The following is a 17,092-nucleotide window of genomic DNA, read 5'->3' as shown; positions in this document are numbered from 1 at the left end:
AACCATTCATTTCAATAAAAAGTGTTGAAATAACGAATAAATTCGATAGATAGGAAGTGTTTATGATAAACCTTTTACTGGTTACCGAGGATCGGAACTATGTTGAGACAATTAAACAATATCTGGACTTTAGCAGATATCAGTTAATTTTTGCGGATCATTTTGATCAGATGGTTCGAGAATTAAACGCGCAGATGATTTCCCTAGCCATCATCGACAGTCAAATTCGTCAAAAAACTGAGATCTATGAAGTGTTGAAGTTTAAGTATCCAAATGTGATTCAAGTTGGGATAGACAATTGTGATCAGCCACGACGTCATTTTATGCCCGTCGATTTGGGCTTTTCAAAGATTCAGTTGAGTAAATCCGTCTCAGTGAGCGAACTTCTATGCATGATTGATAAAATCGTCAAAATAGATGAAAAAATTCACAATCGCCAACTGATCAATCTCGTTTCAGGACTTACATCGCTTCCAACCATTCCTAAGATTTATTTCAGAATGAATGAAATGATTAAGAACAATGAATCCATAGATGATATTGCAAGAGTGATTGAAGAGGATCCATCGACAACGACGAGTATTCTTAAAATGGCGAATACGGCCTTTTACAATGCAAAGACAGCGTCCATTCGTCAGGCCATAATGTATATTGGGTTAATCAACGTCAAAAATATCATTTTGACCACTGCGGTTTTTGATAATTTCAAGATGGATATCGAGACGAGAGAACTTCATTGGAAACAGATGGCGTTAACCAATCGAATGCTCAATGCGTTCTATCTAGAGTGTCAAAATAAACCGCTTGATAACAATATATCAGCGGTTGGACTGCTTCACAACGTGGGCTCAATCGTATTTATGAGTAATTATGCCAATTTATTTGATGTCATCAATGAAACGGTTCAAGGAAATGCTGAAAGCTCGTTTTACGCGCTTGAAAAAGAGAAAATTGGATTTAATCATGATGAAATTGGCGGATATTTACTGGATTTGTGGGGATTCCCGTATCCGGTAGTGGAAGCAGCGCTTTATCATCATTCGCCGCTTAGTGGACATATCATCAATAAAAAATTGGTTATGGCGGTCCATTTAATGAACTGTTATTCATGGAAGGCACTGGATAATCACAATAAATTTTACGAACTAGATGTTCGCGTATTTGACGAACTAGAAATTACTCAAAATCAATTTGAAAGTTTTTACAGTTTATTTATAAAAAAAGCATTGGGATAATTTGCGATAGACTTATAAATCTGATAATATTAATGTTGGTGAGGACGATTGTAAGTGTTCATCGGAAAATGAAGGGAGTTATAACACTATGGAAACTAAAGTAATTGCTAGAGTTAATGGCAGAGACATTACAGAACATGATTTGAATATGTTTTATCAAACAATCGGTCCTCAAGTTCAAGGACAATTTCAAGGAGAGCAAGGCATGCAACGTCTGGTAGATGAGTTAATTTACCAAGAATTATTTTATGCTGAAGCGCTTGAGTCAAATTTAGAAGAGACAGAAGCATTCCAAACTGAATTAAATAGAATGAAAGATAACTTATTAAAACAATTCAACATCAAAAACTTAATTGAAACAGTGACGGTTGCAGATGATGAAATTGAAGCGTTTTACAAAGAAAACCCACAATACTTTGAAGGTCAAGAACAAATTCAAGCATCTCATATCTTAGTGGATACTGAAGAACAAGCAAATGAAATTTTAGCTGAAATCGAAGGCGGTTTAGACTTTGCTGAGGCAGCTCAAAAATATTCAAAATGTCCTTCAAATCAAGAAGGTGGCGATTTAGGATTCTTCTCTAAAGGTCAAATGGTTCCTGAATTTGAAGTTGCTGTATTTGATATGGCAGTGAATGAAGTATCAAAACCTGTTCAAACTCAATTTGGATATCATTTAATTTTAAAAACAGGTGAGCAACCTGCGGTAACACAACCATTTGAAGCGGTTCAACCACAAATTGCACATCAATTACTCATCCAAAAACAAAACGCAGCTTACATCAACAAAGTAGAATCTTTAAAAGCGAAATATACAATCGAAAAATTTTAGTTAAAAATTAAAACTCAGAGTAAGGCCAGCGTAAGACTGAGTCCTATTCTGAGTTTTTATACATAATGGAGGAACATATGAAACGAAGCAATCGAAGAATCATCCTAGCAATGCTCATCATCGTATTGACACTGACAGCCATCGGAATCTTTTGGTACGTGTCATCTAAAGACTCAATCAAGACGGATACCAAAGACGAGTTGTCACAAGTTGATCCTCAAGAAGTAAAGCCTCAAGAAGTTACTACGATCCCACTTGTAGATCTAGACGAACAAGCTTGGGATGTGCCATATATGAAAGAAGTCCTTACTTATTTAACCTCAGAAGAATGCGCAGGCCGTCTTCCTGGAACTGAGGGAAATGAACATGCAGTGGCATATATCCAGTCCGAAATGGCTAAAATTGGCTTAGTTGAACCTGAATTTGCCGATGACTATGAGATGTCATTTCAAATGGTGTCGCCAATCAAGCAAGCAGAAACAACCATGACAATAACAGATGGCAATCAAGTCAAGGAACTGAAGTTTGGAAGTGATTTTGCAGAGGTTGTTGGACATGCAAATTTACTTTCAAAAGGAAGTTTCTCGGGAACTTTTGGAATTATCGATAGTCCTTTTGATGTGACGAAGTTTGACAAAATAGGCAATCCAGACATCGTCGTCTATACAAAAAATGCGATGTTGGCCTATTCTGCAGCATCGCTAACAGAACAGATGAAGCAATCTGAACATCAGCCTAAGGTGATTCTTATGGAGAATCCAGATGAAAATTCTGGTTTCTTTGTTTTATCACCTTATGTGAGTGATCCGATTGTAGATGAAAATGACCAATATCTCGCATATGAGATTTCCCCTGAGATTGTGACGTATTTAAAAGAGCATCCAGAGGCGACGATTCAGGCTTCCACAGATGTTCAAGTGATGGATGTTGCAGCGACCAATGTTGTGGGGATGATCGATGGCACGGGAGACAAAGGCGTGATCATTTCGGCACATTTTGACCATCTAGGTAGCAATTTTGATGGAACTGCCAATGTCGGCGCGCTAGATAATGCATCTGGTACAACGGGTATGCTGATGATGGCAAAAATATTAAAGCAGTATGGCGATCCTGCCATGGATTATTATTTTGTGGCATTTAATGGTGAAGAAGAGGGGTTACTCGGGTCAAAGGCGTTTGGAGAGAGTGGCGTTTTGGATGCAGATAAATTTCAAGTGGTGAACCTAGACATGATTGGTTCTTCTGGTGAGTATAATATTTTAGTGTGTTCAAGTTATGATGTGTCATTTGACCTCCAAGATGACGTCATGGCAATTGGCAATCAACTTGGTCTCGATGTGGTGGAAAGCCGAATTGCGGCCAGTGACCATGCCTCAATGGAAGAGAGTGGCTTTCAGTCTGTGAGTTTAGTGGAGTTTGATACGCGCTATTATCATACTCAAAATGATACCATCGAGAATTCAATGGATTTTGAATCGTTAAAAGAGATACTATCATTCGCGTTCCAAATCGTATATCATATAACTAATAGTGTTCAATAAGGAGAAATCAGTGTTAATTAAAGAAATGAAAATAGGCGAAGAAATAACGGGCTTTTATCTCGTAAAAGCCAAAAATATTAAGACCTCAAGCGCAAACAAACCCTATATCGATTTTACACTTCAAGATATATCTGGAGAAGTGAATGCAAAACTTTGGGATGTTAAAGGCGATGTAGAAACGATGTACAATCCGGGAGAAGTTGTCAAGGTGATGGGAACTGTGACGCAGTGGCAACAATCCGTTCAATTAAAACTCATCAAACTACGTGCAATTAACGAAGAAGATGATGTGGATTTTAGTCAGTTCATTCCGATGGCACCGATTGAAGCAAAATTGATGTTGGATGAAATTCTTTCTTATGTGGATCGCATGGAATCTTCAGAAATAAGAAGACTTGTGACAGCAGTTATCGATCTTTATAAACCCAAGCTCATGTATTATCCAGCGGCAAAATCCAATCACCACGCCATTAAATCCGGCCTTTTATATCATATCCTGAGAATGCTTAGATCGGCAGAGGCTTTGGGTGGCGTCTATAAAAACCTCAACATGGATTTGGTGTATGCAGGGGTTATTTTACACGATATTGAGAAAATTAACGAGATGGATGCCACTGAAGTGGGTGTGGTGGAAGACTATACAAAAGAAGGACAGTTACTTGGTCATATTATCATGGGAATCAAACGAATTGATCGAATTTCCGACGAACTTGGAATTGATTGTGAAATTTCTCTATTGATTCAACACATGATTCTAACGCATCATTATGAACCCGAGTTCGGAAGTCCGAAAAAGCCGTTGATACCTGAAGGAGAGCTCCTTCATTATCTCGACATGATCGATGCTAGAATGTACGATATGAACAAAGCATTGAAAGATCAAGCTGAAGAGACATTTACCGATCCGATCTTTGTTTTAGATCGACGAAAACTCTATAAATCCAAATACAGCCAATCAGAAAATTGGTGATGCATTCATACAATTGCGGATGTATTCATCATAATATACAACCATAAAAAAAGGGAACTTGATGTCGTCATCAAATTCCCTTTATTTTTTAGGATTCATCTGTAAATATCAGATTATTGTGCTGCTTGATCTTTATCGAGGCAGCATTTTTTGTACTTTTTGCCGCTACCACAGTGGCAAACGTCGTTTCTGCCGAGTTTGTTTTCAACTCGAACGGTTACTGTATCCACGTAGTTTTGTTTGATCGCTTTCATTTGTTCTTTTGTTAAAATAGTTTCCCAAGCTGGGATTTTGTATAACCATTCTGCTTTTGCTTTGTGCATATTGAAGTAAAGTTTTTCAAAATCAATCGTTGCATTGAGTTCTGAGTCCTCAGTTAATGCATCGAGATCAACTTCTTCCATTAAACTTGTATGAATACCGTCTACGAAACCCACAACGAGCATTGGATCTAGATCGTATTTTTCGCCAAATGCTTTAACCGTTCCAGTTAATTTTTCTGTTTTGTTGTCTAAAATATCTTCATAGATATTTTTTTCCACGGCTAAATAGGCATTCCAAAAATCGTCTGTTTGGGCTTGTGTCAAACCTTTACCTTCAAGAATTGCGTTCCATTGTTCAAATAAAGACATGGCAACCTCCTTATAAAATTCCAAAAATAAGTCTATCATATCGATTAAAAGGTTTCAACTCTAATATTTTTTTGTTATAATCTTAGAGTATTCGGGTAGAGTCAAAATATGTGATGATGTTGAAAGGAGATTTAGACATATGAGCAATTATAATGAAGCATTAAATCGATTGAAAGAAGCACAGCATAAAATGAAGGCATTTGGCTATTCGACATCCATGCTATTTTGGGATGCCTCCACAGGCGCACCTAAAAGTGGTGCGGATGTAAGAAGTCAAGCAATCGGTGTATTAAGTGGTTATCAGTACGAATTGCTAGTGAATGAGCAAATGAAAGCGGACTTGAACCTTTTAATGCAACATCTAGACCAATTAACGGAAATAGATGCAGTTATCGTTAAAGATACCCAAAAAGAGTTTGATAAACTTACAAAAATTCCGATGGATGAGTTCCAAAAATATAACATGCTCACATCTAAATCTTCTATGGTTTGGGAAGAAGCAAAGGAAAAATCTGATTTTGAGATGTTTAAACCTTATCTCACAGAGGTCATTGACTATCTTCTTAAATTTGCAGAGTACAGAGGTTATGAAGGACATCCATACAACCTCTACATCGGAGACTTCGAAGACGGAATGACTGTAGATCAACTCAATGTATTTTTTGATGAGCTACGTGCGCGAATCGTTCCATTGCTTCAAAAAATTGCTGAAAAGCAAAAAGACATACGCACAGATTTCTTATTTAGAAATTATCCTGTAGACATCCAAGATCGAGTGTCAAAAGACCTGTTAGCAATGATGGGCTTTGATCTTGAGAGAGGGATGTTTAAGGAAAGCGTGCATCCATTTACCATGGGTGTGGATATTGACGATGTTAGACTCACAACACATTATTATGAGAATGACTTGTCAAATGCACTTTATAGCACTGCTCACGAAGGTGGACATGCTATTTATGAGCAAAATTTTGGTCGAGATCTACAAGGTACGATTTTAGCGAGCGGAACGTCAAATGGTTTCCATGAGTCACAATCGAGAATTTTTGAAAACAATTTCTGCAAAAATGAGTCTTTCTTAAAATTCTATTTACCAGAGCTCAAAAAACAGTTTCCTGAGCAATTAGCAGATGTCACTGTGGATGAATTCAATGAAGCAATCAATCGAGTGGAACCTTCGCTGATTCGTATTGAAGCGGATGAGTTGACGTATTCACTCCATATTATGATTCGCTATGAAATTGAGCTTGGTTTAATTGACGGTACGATTAAAGTAGAAGATCTTCCAAAAGTATGGAATCAAAAAGTGCATGATTATTTGGGAATTACGCCATCTAAAGATAGCGAAGGCGTACTCCAAGATGTTCACTGGTCAGAAGGTTTATTTGGTTATTTCCCTACTTATGCATTGGGAAGTGCGTATGCTGCACAACTTGCTCACTTTATGTCAAAAGACATCGATGTGAACGCTGAGCTTGGTAGTGGTAACTTTGAACCACTGACAAAATGGCTCAATGAAAAAGTGCATCAATATGGAGCACTTAAAAAACCAAACGAACTCATCAAAATGATCACAGGTGAAACATTAAATTCTAAATACTATTGTGATTATTTAGAGGAAAAATACTCTAAGATTTACGGTTTAAACTAGGAGGAAAAACATGAGTGAAAAAGTATTAAGAGGTAATTTATTGGTTGCTCAAGGTGGCGGCCCTACTGCAGTTATTAACCAATCAATGGTTGGTGTCGTTTTAGAAGCAAAAAAATACCCACAAGTAGAAAGAATCTACGGAGCAGTTCACGGCGTTGAAGGAATCGTAAATGAAGAATTTATGGATTTAACAAGAGAAACAGTTGCAAACCTTGAAGCTGTTGCTGCAACACCATCTTCAGCACTTCTTTCAACACGCGTTAAACCAACACCTGAGTTCTGTGCAAAAATGTTTGAATCAATGAAAGCACACAACATTCGTTTCTTCTTCTACATTGGCGGAAATGATTCTTCTGATACCGTGAGAATCGTTAATGAAGAAGCTAAAAAACAAAATTACGACTTTAGAGCAGTTCATATCCCTAAAACAGTCGATAACGATTTAGTGATCAACGACCATACACCAGGTTATGGTTCAGCTGCTAGATACGTTGCTTCTGCTTTTGCTGGTATCAACTACGACAATAGAGCACTTGCTGGCGTATACATCGGCGTTATCATGGGTAGACATGCTGGTTTCTTAACAGGTGCTGCTGCACTTGGTAAAGTATACGAAGATGACGGTCCACACCTCATTTACTTCCCAGAAAGACCATTTATTATTGAAAACTTCTTAAAAGACGTGAAAGAAACGTATGAAAAATACGGTAGATGTATCGTTGCTGTTTCTGAAGGGATTCAAGATGAAAATGGCGAAGCGATTATCACAAAACTTCAGGAAAACGTTGAAAAAGATGCGCATGGTAACGTTCAACTTTCTGGTACTGGTGCATTAGGCGATTTACTTGTTGCTGAAGTTAAAGCAAAATTATGCATCGGCCGAGTTCGCGCAGATACTTTAGGTTACATGCAACGTTCGTTCCTTGGTTGTGTTTCAGATACAGATCAAAAAGAAGCAAGAGAAGTTGCTGAAAAAGCGGTTCAATTTGCACTTATTGACAACATGGACGGATCTGTTGTTATGGAAAGAAAAGGCGATTATGCAGTTGACTTTAGACTCGTTGAGTTAAAAGAAATTGCAGCTAAAACAAAACACATGCCTGACGAATTCATCAATGCAGCAGGGAACAATGTCACTGAAGCATTTATGAAATACGCTAGACCATTAATCGGTAGCGACTTCAATCCAGGCGCGCGTTTAAGATCGCCAATGATTGATCCGATTTTAAAAAAATAAGCATCTAATGAACATGAATAAAGAGTGATTGGGCAGTTTCTATTGCCAGTCACTCTTTTTTTCGTGTGCCCTGCATTCATGCGCCCTCCGTTTGTGCGCCCTGCATTCGTGGGCGTTTAATTGTAGCGTTGGCAATGTTCATCTAGTATACATTGCCATTGAAGACGTGTTTAAGATATGTTCTCGCGATGGCGCTCGCCTTTTGTATGGTTTCGTAAGACGTCATGGGAATGTCGAGATGATAGTTGGGAAAATATCGCGTCAAGTGAAGGGGAATATTTGGATCAATTGAAGCAAGCCATTTTGCCATGTGCTCAATTTCATCTTCGTGCGTATTGAGTCCGTCGATGAGTAAATACGTGACTTCAACGTGAGTTTTTCCATGACAGAGCTTGATTGATTCCATGACAGGTGCGAGAGCACCGTGGCAGATATTTTGATAAAAATCAGGAGTCATCGCTTTTAAGTCAATATTCATCGCATCGATATAAGGCAGTAGTTGTAAAAGCGGTTGTTCACTTATAAACCCATTGGTCACTAAGACGTTTCTAAGGCCATTTGCATGAACGCGTTTTGCCATATGATAGACGTATTCGTACCAAACGCTGGATTCATTGTAAGTATATGCGATTCCGATGGATTGATTTTTTTGTGCAAGAGATAATATAAGGTCATCATCCGCTTCTTCAACAGGTCCTTCAAAATAGACCAATTCATGATTTTGGCAAAATTCACATGAAAAGTTGCATCCAAAAGTTCCAATGGAAAAAATCATGGAGCCAGATTCATAGCATTTCAGTGGTTTTTTTTCAATGGGATCATAACCGTAGGACACGATTTTTCCAAAGTTTTCTGTATACAGTATTCCATCTATGTTAATTCTCGCGCGACAACGCCCTGTCTGATGAGGGGAAATGATGCAGCTATGTGGACATAATTCACATTTAATTTTACCGTTGGAAAGTGGTGTCCAAAACATGGCCAAATGCCGTTTTTCATCCATAGGAACCTCCTTAGATTTCATTATTTTTACTTGCAATTTCAATGCGTCTATGACAAGATATAGGTATTGATTATCGAGTGGCATCGATAAGGGAGGACGTTATGAAATTATCAAATTGTCTAAAAGGCTTAGAATATAAATGCATCAAAGGAAACTTAGAACAAGAGGTGTCAGGAATCGCGTTTGATTCGCGAAAAGTGAATGAAGGCACTCTTTTTGTGGCGATTTCCGGATTTTCTGTAGATGGACATCAGTTTATTCCGGCAGCTATTGCAAATGGCGCATCGGTCATTGTAATTCAAGAAGAGTTGATTACACGAGAAGAGTTGCAGATACCAGATGACATAACGGTGATTCACATGAACAATACGCGACTTGGACTTGCTGGAATTTCTTCAAATTTTTATAAGAATCCAACGTCTCAACTAAATCTCGTGGGAATTACTGGAACCAATGGAAAAACATCTATAACTTATTTTATAAAGTCTTTGCTCGAATTGCAAAATAAAAAAACAGGGATTATTGGAACCATCGGTACGTTGATTGGAGAACGAAAAATTGACACGCCAAATACGACGCCTGAATCCCTCACGCTTCAGCAAGTACTCGCTGAAATGGTTTCAGAACATGTGGCATATTGCCTCATGGAAGTGTCTTCACATGCGCTTGAACTCAACCGAGTGGGATACTGCGATTTTAATGCGGGCATATTTACCAATTTAACCCCCGATCATCTGGAGCTTCATAAAGATATGGAATCCTATTATCAGGCAAAAGCAAAATTGTTTCATATGACTCAGGGAACCAATGTCATTAATGCAGATGATGCGTATGGCAGACGATTGATATCTGAACTTGCTGGAAAACCATTATTGACCTATGGACTCAATGAAAATGCGGACGTGTATGCAAAAAATATTCGTTATTTCGTGGATCATTCGATCTATACTGCTGTGACACCTAAAGGCGAAATTGAGATTTGTGTCAATGTGCCGGGTGAAATCTACATTTACAATTCATTGGCAGTTGTTGCTTGGGCTGTGTCTGAAGGATTTGAGCTTGTCGTGATTGCCGAAGGGATTGCAGCATTAAAGCATATTAAAGGGCGTTTTGAAACGGTATATGATGAGGACAATAAAAAAGTTGTCATTGATTTTGCACATACAGAAGATGGACTTGAAAAGGCCCTTCAGACGTTGCGACCATTTGTTCAAAATCGTCTGTTGCTGGTTTTTGGCGTGTATGCGGCACCTGGCGATTTAGGTTTAGATAAAAGAATCGCTATGGGAAAAGTTGCTGGTCAATTAGCAGATTATGCATTTGTGACTTCCGATAATCCTAAGGAACAAGATCCAAATGCCATTATCCGCGATGTGGTAGCAGCTGTTGAAAATGTTGGTGGTGCATATGAAGCGATTGTCGATCGACAAGAGGCTATTGAGAGAGCACTTGAAGCCATGGAATCAGGGGATATTTTATTGATTTCAGGAAAAGGACATGAAACTGCACAAGTGATTGGGAAGGTAGAAATTCCATTTAATGAGACTCAAATTGTTAGGGATAAAATGGCGCAGTTAAATAGATAGATGAAGTATTTAACAGATAGATGAAACATTTAACAGATAGTAGAACTGGCTAATAGATAAATGAACCAGTTAGCAGATAGAAAGGTGAAAAGATATGTGTGGTTTTGTAGGATATACGCATTTTGGAAAAACAGAAGATGGGAGCGACATCATCACAAAGATGACGGATGCTATTCAACACAGAGGACCGGATAGTAACGGTATATATAGCGATAGCAATGTATCTTTGGGATTTAGACGTCTGAGCATCATCGATTTGTCGGATGTTGCAAAGCAACCGATGTTTAATGAAAATGAAGATTTGGTGCTTGTTTTTAATGGTGAAATCTACAATTATCAAGGACTTCGCGAAGAACTTATCAAAAAAGGTCATCAATTTCACAGTCATACAGATAGTGAAGTAATTTTACATGGATATGAAGAATATGGCGTCGACATTTTACAAAGATTAAGAGGGATGTTTGCGTTTTCAATATGGGATACAAAAACCAAAAAACTCTTTATTGCAAGAGATTTTTTCGGAATTAAACCGCTCTATTACACGAGAAATACACAAGACGGTTCGATGATTTTCGGTTCTGAAATCAAATCGTTTATGCACCACCCAATGTTCAATAAAGAGCTCAATAAAGACGCGTTAAGACCGTATTTAACGTTCCAATATTCGTCTATGGAAGAGACGTTTTTTAAAGGTGTTTATAAACTCAAACCAGCGCATTATCTACTTTATGAAGATGGGAATCTTCAAACGGTTCAGTATTGGCATAATGAATTCAAAATAGAAGAAAATGATTTGAGTGCAAATGTCGAGCAGATTAAGTCGATTATGAAAGAATCGGTTGAATATCATAAAATCAGCGATGTTACAGTGGGATCTTTCTTATCTGGAGGCATCGACAGCAGCTATATTACAGCATTACTCAAACCACACAAGACGTTTTCAGTCGGTTTCCAAGAATATGAAGCGATGTTCAACGAGACGAAATTAGCCGCTGAACTCTCTGAAATGCTTGGAATTGAAAATCACACGAAAATTATTACAGCAGATGAATGTTTTGATGCTTTGCCGACCATTCAATATCATATGGACGAACCACAGTCGAATCCTTCTTCTGTGCCACTTTATTTTCTGGCACAACTTGCAAGAGAACATGTAACGGTTGTTTTATCAGGTGAAGGCGCAGACGAAATCTTCGGGGGCTATCCTTGGTATCAAAATTCACCAGCGATTGAAAAATATGAGAAAGTACCATTTGCCATTAGAAAGGCAGTAGGTAAAGTTGCCTCTGTTTTCCCAAAAAATAAGATGACGAACTTCCTCACGAGAAGCGGAAAATCAGTTGAAGAGAAGTTTATCGGAGAGGCTAAAGTATTTGACGAACAAGATGCGCTCGCTGTCCTCAAACCAGCGTATCGACACGGACCTGAGGTTAAAACCATTACGGGTGAGGTTTATAAGAAAGTCCAAGGTGCTGATGATGTGACAAAGATGCAGTATTTGGATCTAAACTTATGGCTACCAGGGGATATTTTACTCAAAGCTGACAAAATGAGTATGGCACATTCTTTAGAACTTCGCGTTCCATTTTTAGATAAAGAAGTGATGGCGTTTGCGTCGAAATTACCGACAAAACAAAGAGTCAATTCTATCAATACGAAGTACGCGCTTCGTGTCGCTGCACATGATATGCTACCGGAAGCGTGGGCAAAGCGACCTAAACTCGGTTTCCCTGTGCCAATCAAATATTGGATGAAGGAAGAAAAATACTATCAAATCATTAAAAATGAATTTTTAGATGCACAAACAGGTGAGTTTTTTGACCAAGAGATGCTTTTAGGCTATTTAGAAGCTCATTATACGGGAACAAAAAATTATGCGCGTTATATTTGGACTGTCTATGTATTCTTGATTTGGTATAAACAATTTTTCGGAAAGAAATAGTGGGGGAACATATGAAAAAGGAATTTTTACCAGTAATTCTTGGAACGGATAGCAACGCGTATGGTATGGCGAAGGCCTTTCATATGGCATACGGGATAAAAAGTTTGGTAGTTGGTCAAGGGGAGTTATTTACAACATCGCAGTCAAAAATCTGCGACGTGAAGATCATTCCTAATTTTGCAGATCCAGAGTTATTTGCCACACATTTATTGGATTTGGCAACGACTTTAAAAACGACTGCAGAGCATTTGATCTTGGTAGCAAGTAGTGATGGCTATGTCGAATTAATCGTCGACAATAAGCCTCAGTTGTCAAAATCCTATATTGTGCCATTTATCGATGGCGCGCTCATGAGAACATTGAATTCCAAAGAGGGATTTTATGAAATTTGTGAAGAGTATGGATTGAACTACCCACAGACAAAAGTAATTTATCCAGACGTGTTAGATGAACTTCATAAAACGGTAAATGATCTACAACTTGGATATCCAGTGGTTCTTAAACCATCGGATAGCATGCGCTATTTTGAAGCGAAGTTTGAAGGCAAACAAAAGGCCTATTTCATTGAGTCTGCTCAAGTGCTGAAAGAGACCATTCAAGCAATCTATAAATCGACGTATAACGGCGCTCTGATCTTGCAAGAGTATATCGCTGGAGATGATAGCTCCATGCGTGTTCTCAACTGCGTTTCCGGACCAGATGGAAAGGTTAAACTCATGTGTCTTGGACAACCGCTTTTGGAAGACTGTACTCCGACTTTAATCGGGAATTATACGGCGATTATCGATGCGTATGATGAGGCCGTTTTTAAAGAATATCAAGCATTTTTAGAGAAAATCGGCTATGTTGGATTTTCAAATTTCGATATGAAGTACGATGCAAAAACCGGTAAATTTAAAGTGTTTGAAATCAATTTAAGACAGGGACGAAGCAGCTTTTTTGTGACGGGGAGTGGATTTAATCAGGCTCAATTTTTAGTCGATGCGTTTGTGTATCAAAAAAATATGGACACTGTCTACGGAACCCATCCGCATCTGTGGCTTGGAATTCCGGAAAAGCTCTTATTACAATATTTAGAGCCTTCTGAACTCAAGGATCGCGCAATTAAATGCATCCAGTCTAAAAATACCAGTACAACGCTCTATTATCAACAAGATAAGAGTTTGATGAGAACTCTAAGGGTTTATCGATATTATCATCGTTATTATGAAAAATATAAGAAATATTTTGTGAAGAAAAAGTAAGCAAGGAGGCATATAATGCCCATATTAGATATTACAAATGAAAGGGATGTTCAGAGATACCAGACATTTGTAAAACATTCAACTTATGCAACTGCAACACAGGATATGAACTGGGCGACCATTAAAAAAGGGTGGTCGAGTGCACAGGTATATGTTGAAGAAAATGGCACGATTGTTGCCGCAATGTCACTTCTCATTAAAAAGATGGCAGGATTTTCTATGCTTTACGCACCAAGGGGACCTGTTGGCGATCCATATGATTTGGTCGTGATTCAAAAATTGTTAGATGAAGTCAAATCATTTGCAAAGGCCAATAAGGCGTTTGTCTTAAGGTTTGATCCTGAGATAAAAGAAGATGCAAAGCTCGTGGAAACTTATCGTAAGAACGGATTCATCGTGCGAGGTAAAGGCGTTGATAAAAATGCCCTTATTCAACCGCTTTACAATATGATTTTAAGTTTAGATGGCGAAACGGAAGAGTCTTTGTTATCGAGATTTAGTCCAAAGACGCGTTATAATATCAATCTGTCAAAGCGTAAAGGCGTTGAAGTATCCTACGATACGTCAGAAGCATACCTCAAGAAATTTTATGAACTGTACGAGATTATGTCTGTGCGTAACCGATTGGTGATTCGAAACTATGAGTATTTTCAAGATATGCTAAAAGCGTTTGAAGGCAATATTCGCATCTATTTAACCCAACACGAAGAGGATTATTTATCAGGTGCAATCGCCATCATGTATGGTGATAAATTATGGTATATTTATGGTGCCAGTTCCAATGAAAAACGCAATCTCATGCCCAATTACTTGATGCAATGGGAAATGATCAAGTGGGGTTTAGAAAACAACATGAAGCGTTATGATTTCGGAGGCGTTTTTGAACTAAACATCGAAGATGGACTCTATAAATTCAAAGAAGGATTTTGTCGTGAAGAAGGCGTAACAGAACTCATTGGTGAAGTAGATAAAGTCTACAAGCCCTTGATTTATAAACTCTTTACAGATGTATATCCTAAACTTCAAAAGATTAAAATTAAACTTTTGAGAAATTAATCTTGAATGGATTTTGTTGAGATTGAGATAGATAGAGTGACTAAAATGTTGAAAAGAAAGGACGATACTTCATCGAGGATTCTTCGATGAGTATCTGTGTAATGAAATGTATAATACGAGAAGAAAAAGAAAAACGTTCCCATTTAAACCTATATTGATCCTCATTATATTAGGTTTAGTGGGGGTTATGATTTTTAATAGTGGGATACTAATTAAACTGGGAATTCTTAAAAGTGACATCCCAGAATCTCTTGGTATCGATCCCAAAGACCCTAGAGTTGTGGAGAAAGAAAACCAAGTGTTAGACAAAACGGTCCTAGATGAAGTGGTGGATACGGCGATCCGTTGGATTACAGGGCGTGTAAAGCAAGGGAATATACAGATTCTTGCATTAGATGAAAAAAAATCATTTCCAATAGCGGGAGTGATGTTTGAGGTGAAAGACGGCAAAACAGGCGAAGTCCTTGAAACCCTTGTAACGGATGCGAAGGGGCAAGCGACATCGATGCTTTTAAACTATAGACGAGGGTATGTGGTGACGCAAGTTGAATCTGTACTTGGGTATCAGTCGACGAACATGTCAATTCCAATTGAAATGAAAGCGGAGCTGATGGAATTAACTTTTGCTCAAAAAACAGAGTCTTTTGTAAAAGCTTATGAAGGACAAACAGATGGAACGGTTAAAATCAAAGAGTTGATGTTAGACTACCCTCTGTTATTACAAAAACCTGAATTGCCAAACGGTTGCGAAATTACGGCGATGACATCGCTTTTAAACTACTATGGCTATCCAGTTGATAAAGTGACGATGTCCAATACCTATTTGTTGAAAGAACCGTTCTTTAAAAAGAATGGAAAAATATATGGTGCAAATCCCGATGTGGCATTCTCTGGAGATCCAGCTGATGCAGGTGGTTGGTTTGTGTATGCACCTCCAACTGTTCAAGCAGCTCAAGCATATATTCAATCTGTTGCTGGTCAACATCAAGCGGCTGATTTAACGGGGCTTACGCGCGATGAACTGATGAATTACGTCTCAAATGGTCATCCTGTTGCCGTATGGGTGACGCGAGATTTGAGTCTTGGAAATTTCAACTATGGTTGGTATTTAGAGGCAGACGATTCTTATTTTAAAGCAGCGACAAATTTACACTGTATGGTGGTGTATGGTTTTGTTGGGGACAAATTATACGTCATGGATCCTCTTGAAGGATTGATGCAATATGACAAAGAAAAGTTTTTGAAAAGTTTTGAAAGTATGGGCAACCGTGCGATGATGGTGGAGGTTGTTTCCAATGAACAATAAGAAACTTGGCGTTGTTGGTGGAATGGGTCCTATGGCCACTTCGATGTTTTTCGAACGCGTGATTGAAAGAACAGTTGCGCATAAAGATCAAGAGCATCTGGACATGGTGATTCTCAATCATGCGACGATGCCCGATCGAACACAGGCAATTTTATCCGGCCAACATGAGGATTTTTTGACTCAAATTGAAAAAGATTTACAATTGCTTGAATATGCAGGTGTTCATCATATTGCCATTCCATGTAATACCTCACATTTCTTTATGGACGATTTGAAAAAAATGACGTCTGTTCCCATTATCAATATGGTGGAAGAAACTGCTCAAGAAGTGGTAACGCTGTTTGGGAAAAGTAAGAAAGTGACGATTTTCGCAACGAATGGAACCATTCACAGTGGCATTTATGAACGTGCTTGTAGGCAGATGGGACTTGAATTTGAAAACCCAAGTGTAGACATCCAAGAACAAGTCATGAAGATTATATATGAAATCAAAGCAGGTAATTTTGTGGATTCAGAAGTATTTGATCAATTGATCAAAAGTGCATTAGAGCGGACACAGAGCAGTTGTGTGATATTGGCGTGTACGGAGTTATCCATTTTACCACTGACAGCGACAATCGAATCCTACACAGTGGATGCTATGGACGTCCTCATCAAAAAATCCATTCTTTATTCTGACAAAGAATACGATGATTCAAGAGCGCGATATCAATTATTGGCTTTAGATCCCGATAATAACAAATGATCTATAATTGCTGAAATGTTTTGTTTATGATGAAAACATAAATAAATTGTTTCAGCTTTTTTAATATTGTCATGGGATTTTAATGTTATTTTCATGTAGATGAAATATCCATAGT

14 protein-coding genes are annotated in these 17,092 nt (G+C 38.2%); 12 read left to right on the top strand and 2 right to left on the bottom strand.

The window, feature by feature from the left end; translation table 11 throughout:
• Nucleotides 1–62 precede the first annotated feature (62 nt).
• From ACZ41W_RS07175 to ACZ41W_RS07160, 4 genes are all read left to right on the top strand, one after another.
• Nucleotides 63–1,235, top strand: a complete 1,173-nt coding sequence (locus tag ACZ41W_RS07175; protein ID WP_464314191.1) for an HDOD domain-containing protein — start codon at nucleotides 63–65, stop codon at nucleotides 1,233–1,235.
• 88 nt (nucleotides 1,236–1,323) lie between these two features.
• Nucleotides 1,324–2,067, top strand: coding sequence for a peptidylprolyl isomerase (locus ACZ41W_RS07170; protein ID WP_464314190.1), 744 nt, complete (start codon nucleotides 1,324–1,326; stop codon nucleotides 2,065–2,067).
• 77 nt (nucleotides 2,068–2,144) lie between these two features.
• Nucleotides 2,145–3,608: a M28 family metallopeptidase gene (locus ACZ41W_RS07165; protein ID WP_464314189.1), complete on the top strand. Its 1,464-nt coding sequence runs from the start codon at nucleotides 2,145–2,147 to the stop codon at nucleotides 3,606–3,608.
• 10 nt (nucleotides 3,609–3,618) lie between these two features.
• Nucleotides 3,619–4,578, top strand: a complete 960-nt coding sequence (locus ACZ41W_RS07160; protein ID WP_464314188.1) for a 3'-5' exoribonuclease YhaM family protein — start codon at nucleotides 3,619–3,621, stop codon at nucleotides 4,576–4,578.
• A 113-nt stretch (nucleotides 4,579–4,691) separates the two neighbouring features.
• On the opposite strand, the gene ACZ41W_RS07155 is transcribed toward ACZ41W_RS07160, so the two are convergent.
• Nucleotides 4,692–5,210, bottom strand: a complete 519-nt coding sequence (locus ACZ41W_RS07155) for an SEC-C metal-binding domain-containing protein (protein WP_464314187.1) — start codon at nucleotides 5,208–5,210, stop codon at nucleotides 4,692–4,694.
• A gap of 139 nt (nucleotides 5,211–5,349) precedes the next feature.
• Here ACZ41W_RS07155 and ACZ41W_RS07150 point away from each other — a divergent pair, with 139 nt between their 5' ends.
• Nucleotides 5,350–6,858 (top strand): carboxypeptidase M32, encoded by a 1,509-nt coding sequence (locus tag ACZ41W_RS07150; protein WP_464314186.1) that lies wholly within the window; start codon nucleotides 5,350–5,352, stop codon nucleotides 6,856–6,858.
• A gap of 10 nt (nucleotides 6,859–6,868) precedes the next feature.
• Entirely contained in the window at nucleotides 6,869–8,095 is a 1,227-nt protein-coding gene (locus tag ACZ41W_RS07145) for a 6-phosphofructokinase (protein ID WP_464314185.1), read from the top strand.
• Nucleotides 8,096–8,237: 142 nt separating this feature from the next.
• On the opposite strand, the gene amrS is transcribed toward ACZ41W_RS07145, so the two are convergent.
• On the bottom strand, nucleotides 8,238–9,098 hold the full coding sequence (amrS, locus tag ACZ41W_RS07140) for an AmmeMemoRadiSam system radical SAM enzyme (RefSeq protein WP_464314184.1): 861 nt from the start codon (nucleotides 9,096–9,098) through the stop codon (nucleotides 8,238–8,240).
• Between the two features lie 101 nt (nucleotides 9,099–9,199).
• Here amrS and ACZ41W_RS07135 point away from each other — a divergent pair, with 101 nt between their 5' ends.
• The 6 genes from ACZ41W_RS07135 to cuyB all read left to right on the top strand — a co-directional run bounded on the left by ACZ41W_RS07135 (nucleotide 9,200) and on the right by cuyB (nucleotide 16,977).
• Nucleotides 9,200–10,684 carry a UDP-N-acetylmuramoyl-L-alanyl-D-glutamate--2,6-diaminopimelate ligase gene (locus ACZ41W_RS07135; RefSeq protein WP_464314183.1) on the top strand — a complete coding sequence of 495 codons (1,485 nt, stop codon included), beginning with the start codon at nucleotides 9,200–9,202 and terminating at the stop codon, nucleotides 10,682–10,684.
• A gap of 94 nt (nucleotides 10,685–10,778) precedes the next feature.
• Entirely contained in the window at nucleotides 10,779–12,626 is a 1,848-nt protein-coding gene (asnB, locus tag ACZ41W_RS07130; protein WP_464314182.1) for an asparagine synthase (glutamine-hydrolyzing), read from the top strand.
• 11 nt (nucleotides 12,627–12,637) lie between these two features.
• Entirely contained in the window at nucleotides 12,638–13,870 is a 1,233-nt protein-coding gene (locus tag ACZ41W_RS07125) for a carboxylate--amine ligase (protein ID WP_464314181.1), read from the top strand.
• Between the two features lie 15 nt (nucleotides 13,871–13,885).
• Nucleotides 13,886–14,926, top strand: a complete 1,041-nt coding sequence (locus ACZ41W_RS07120; RefSeq protein WP_464314180.1) for a lipid II:glycine glycyltransferase FemX — start codon at nucleotides 13,886–13,888, stop codon at nucleotides 14,924–14,926.
• A 187-nt stretch (nucleotides 14,927–15,113) separates the two neighbouring features.
• Nucleotides 15,114–16,232 (top strand): C39 family peptidase, encoded by a 1,119-nt coding sequence (locus ACZ41W_RS07115; RefSeq protein ID WP_464314179.1) that lies wholly within the window; start codon nucleotides 15,114–15,116, stop codon nucleotides 16,230–16,232.
• Complete coding sequence (cuyB, locus tag ACZ41W_RS07110) at nucleotides 16,222–16,977, top strand: cysteate racemase (protein WP_464314178.1); 756 nt, start codon at nucleotides 16,222–16,224, stop codon at nucleotides 16,975–16,977. The genes ACZ41W_RS07115 and cuyB overlap by 11 nt, the downstream gene beginning before the upstream one ends.
• Nucleotides 16,978–17,092 lie beyond the last annotated feature (115 nt).

This window comes from Fusibacter fontis (genome assembly GCF_055378735.1).
The sequence above is the reverse complement of the archived record's forward strand: the minus strand, read 5'-3'. Positions and strand labels throughout refer to the sequence as shown.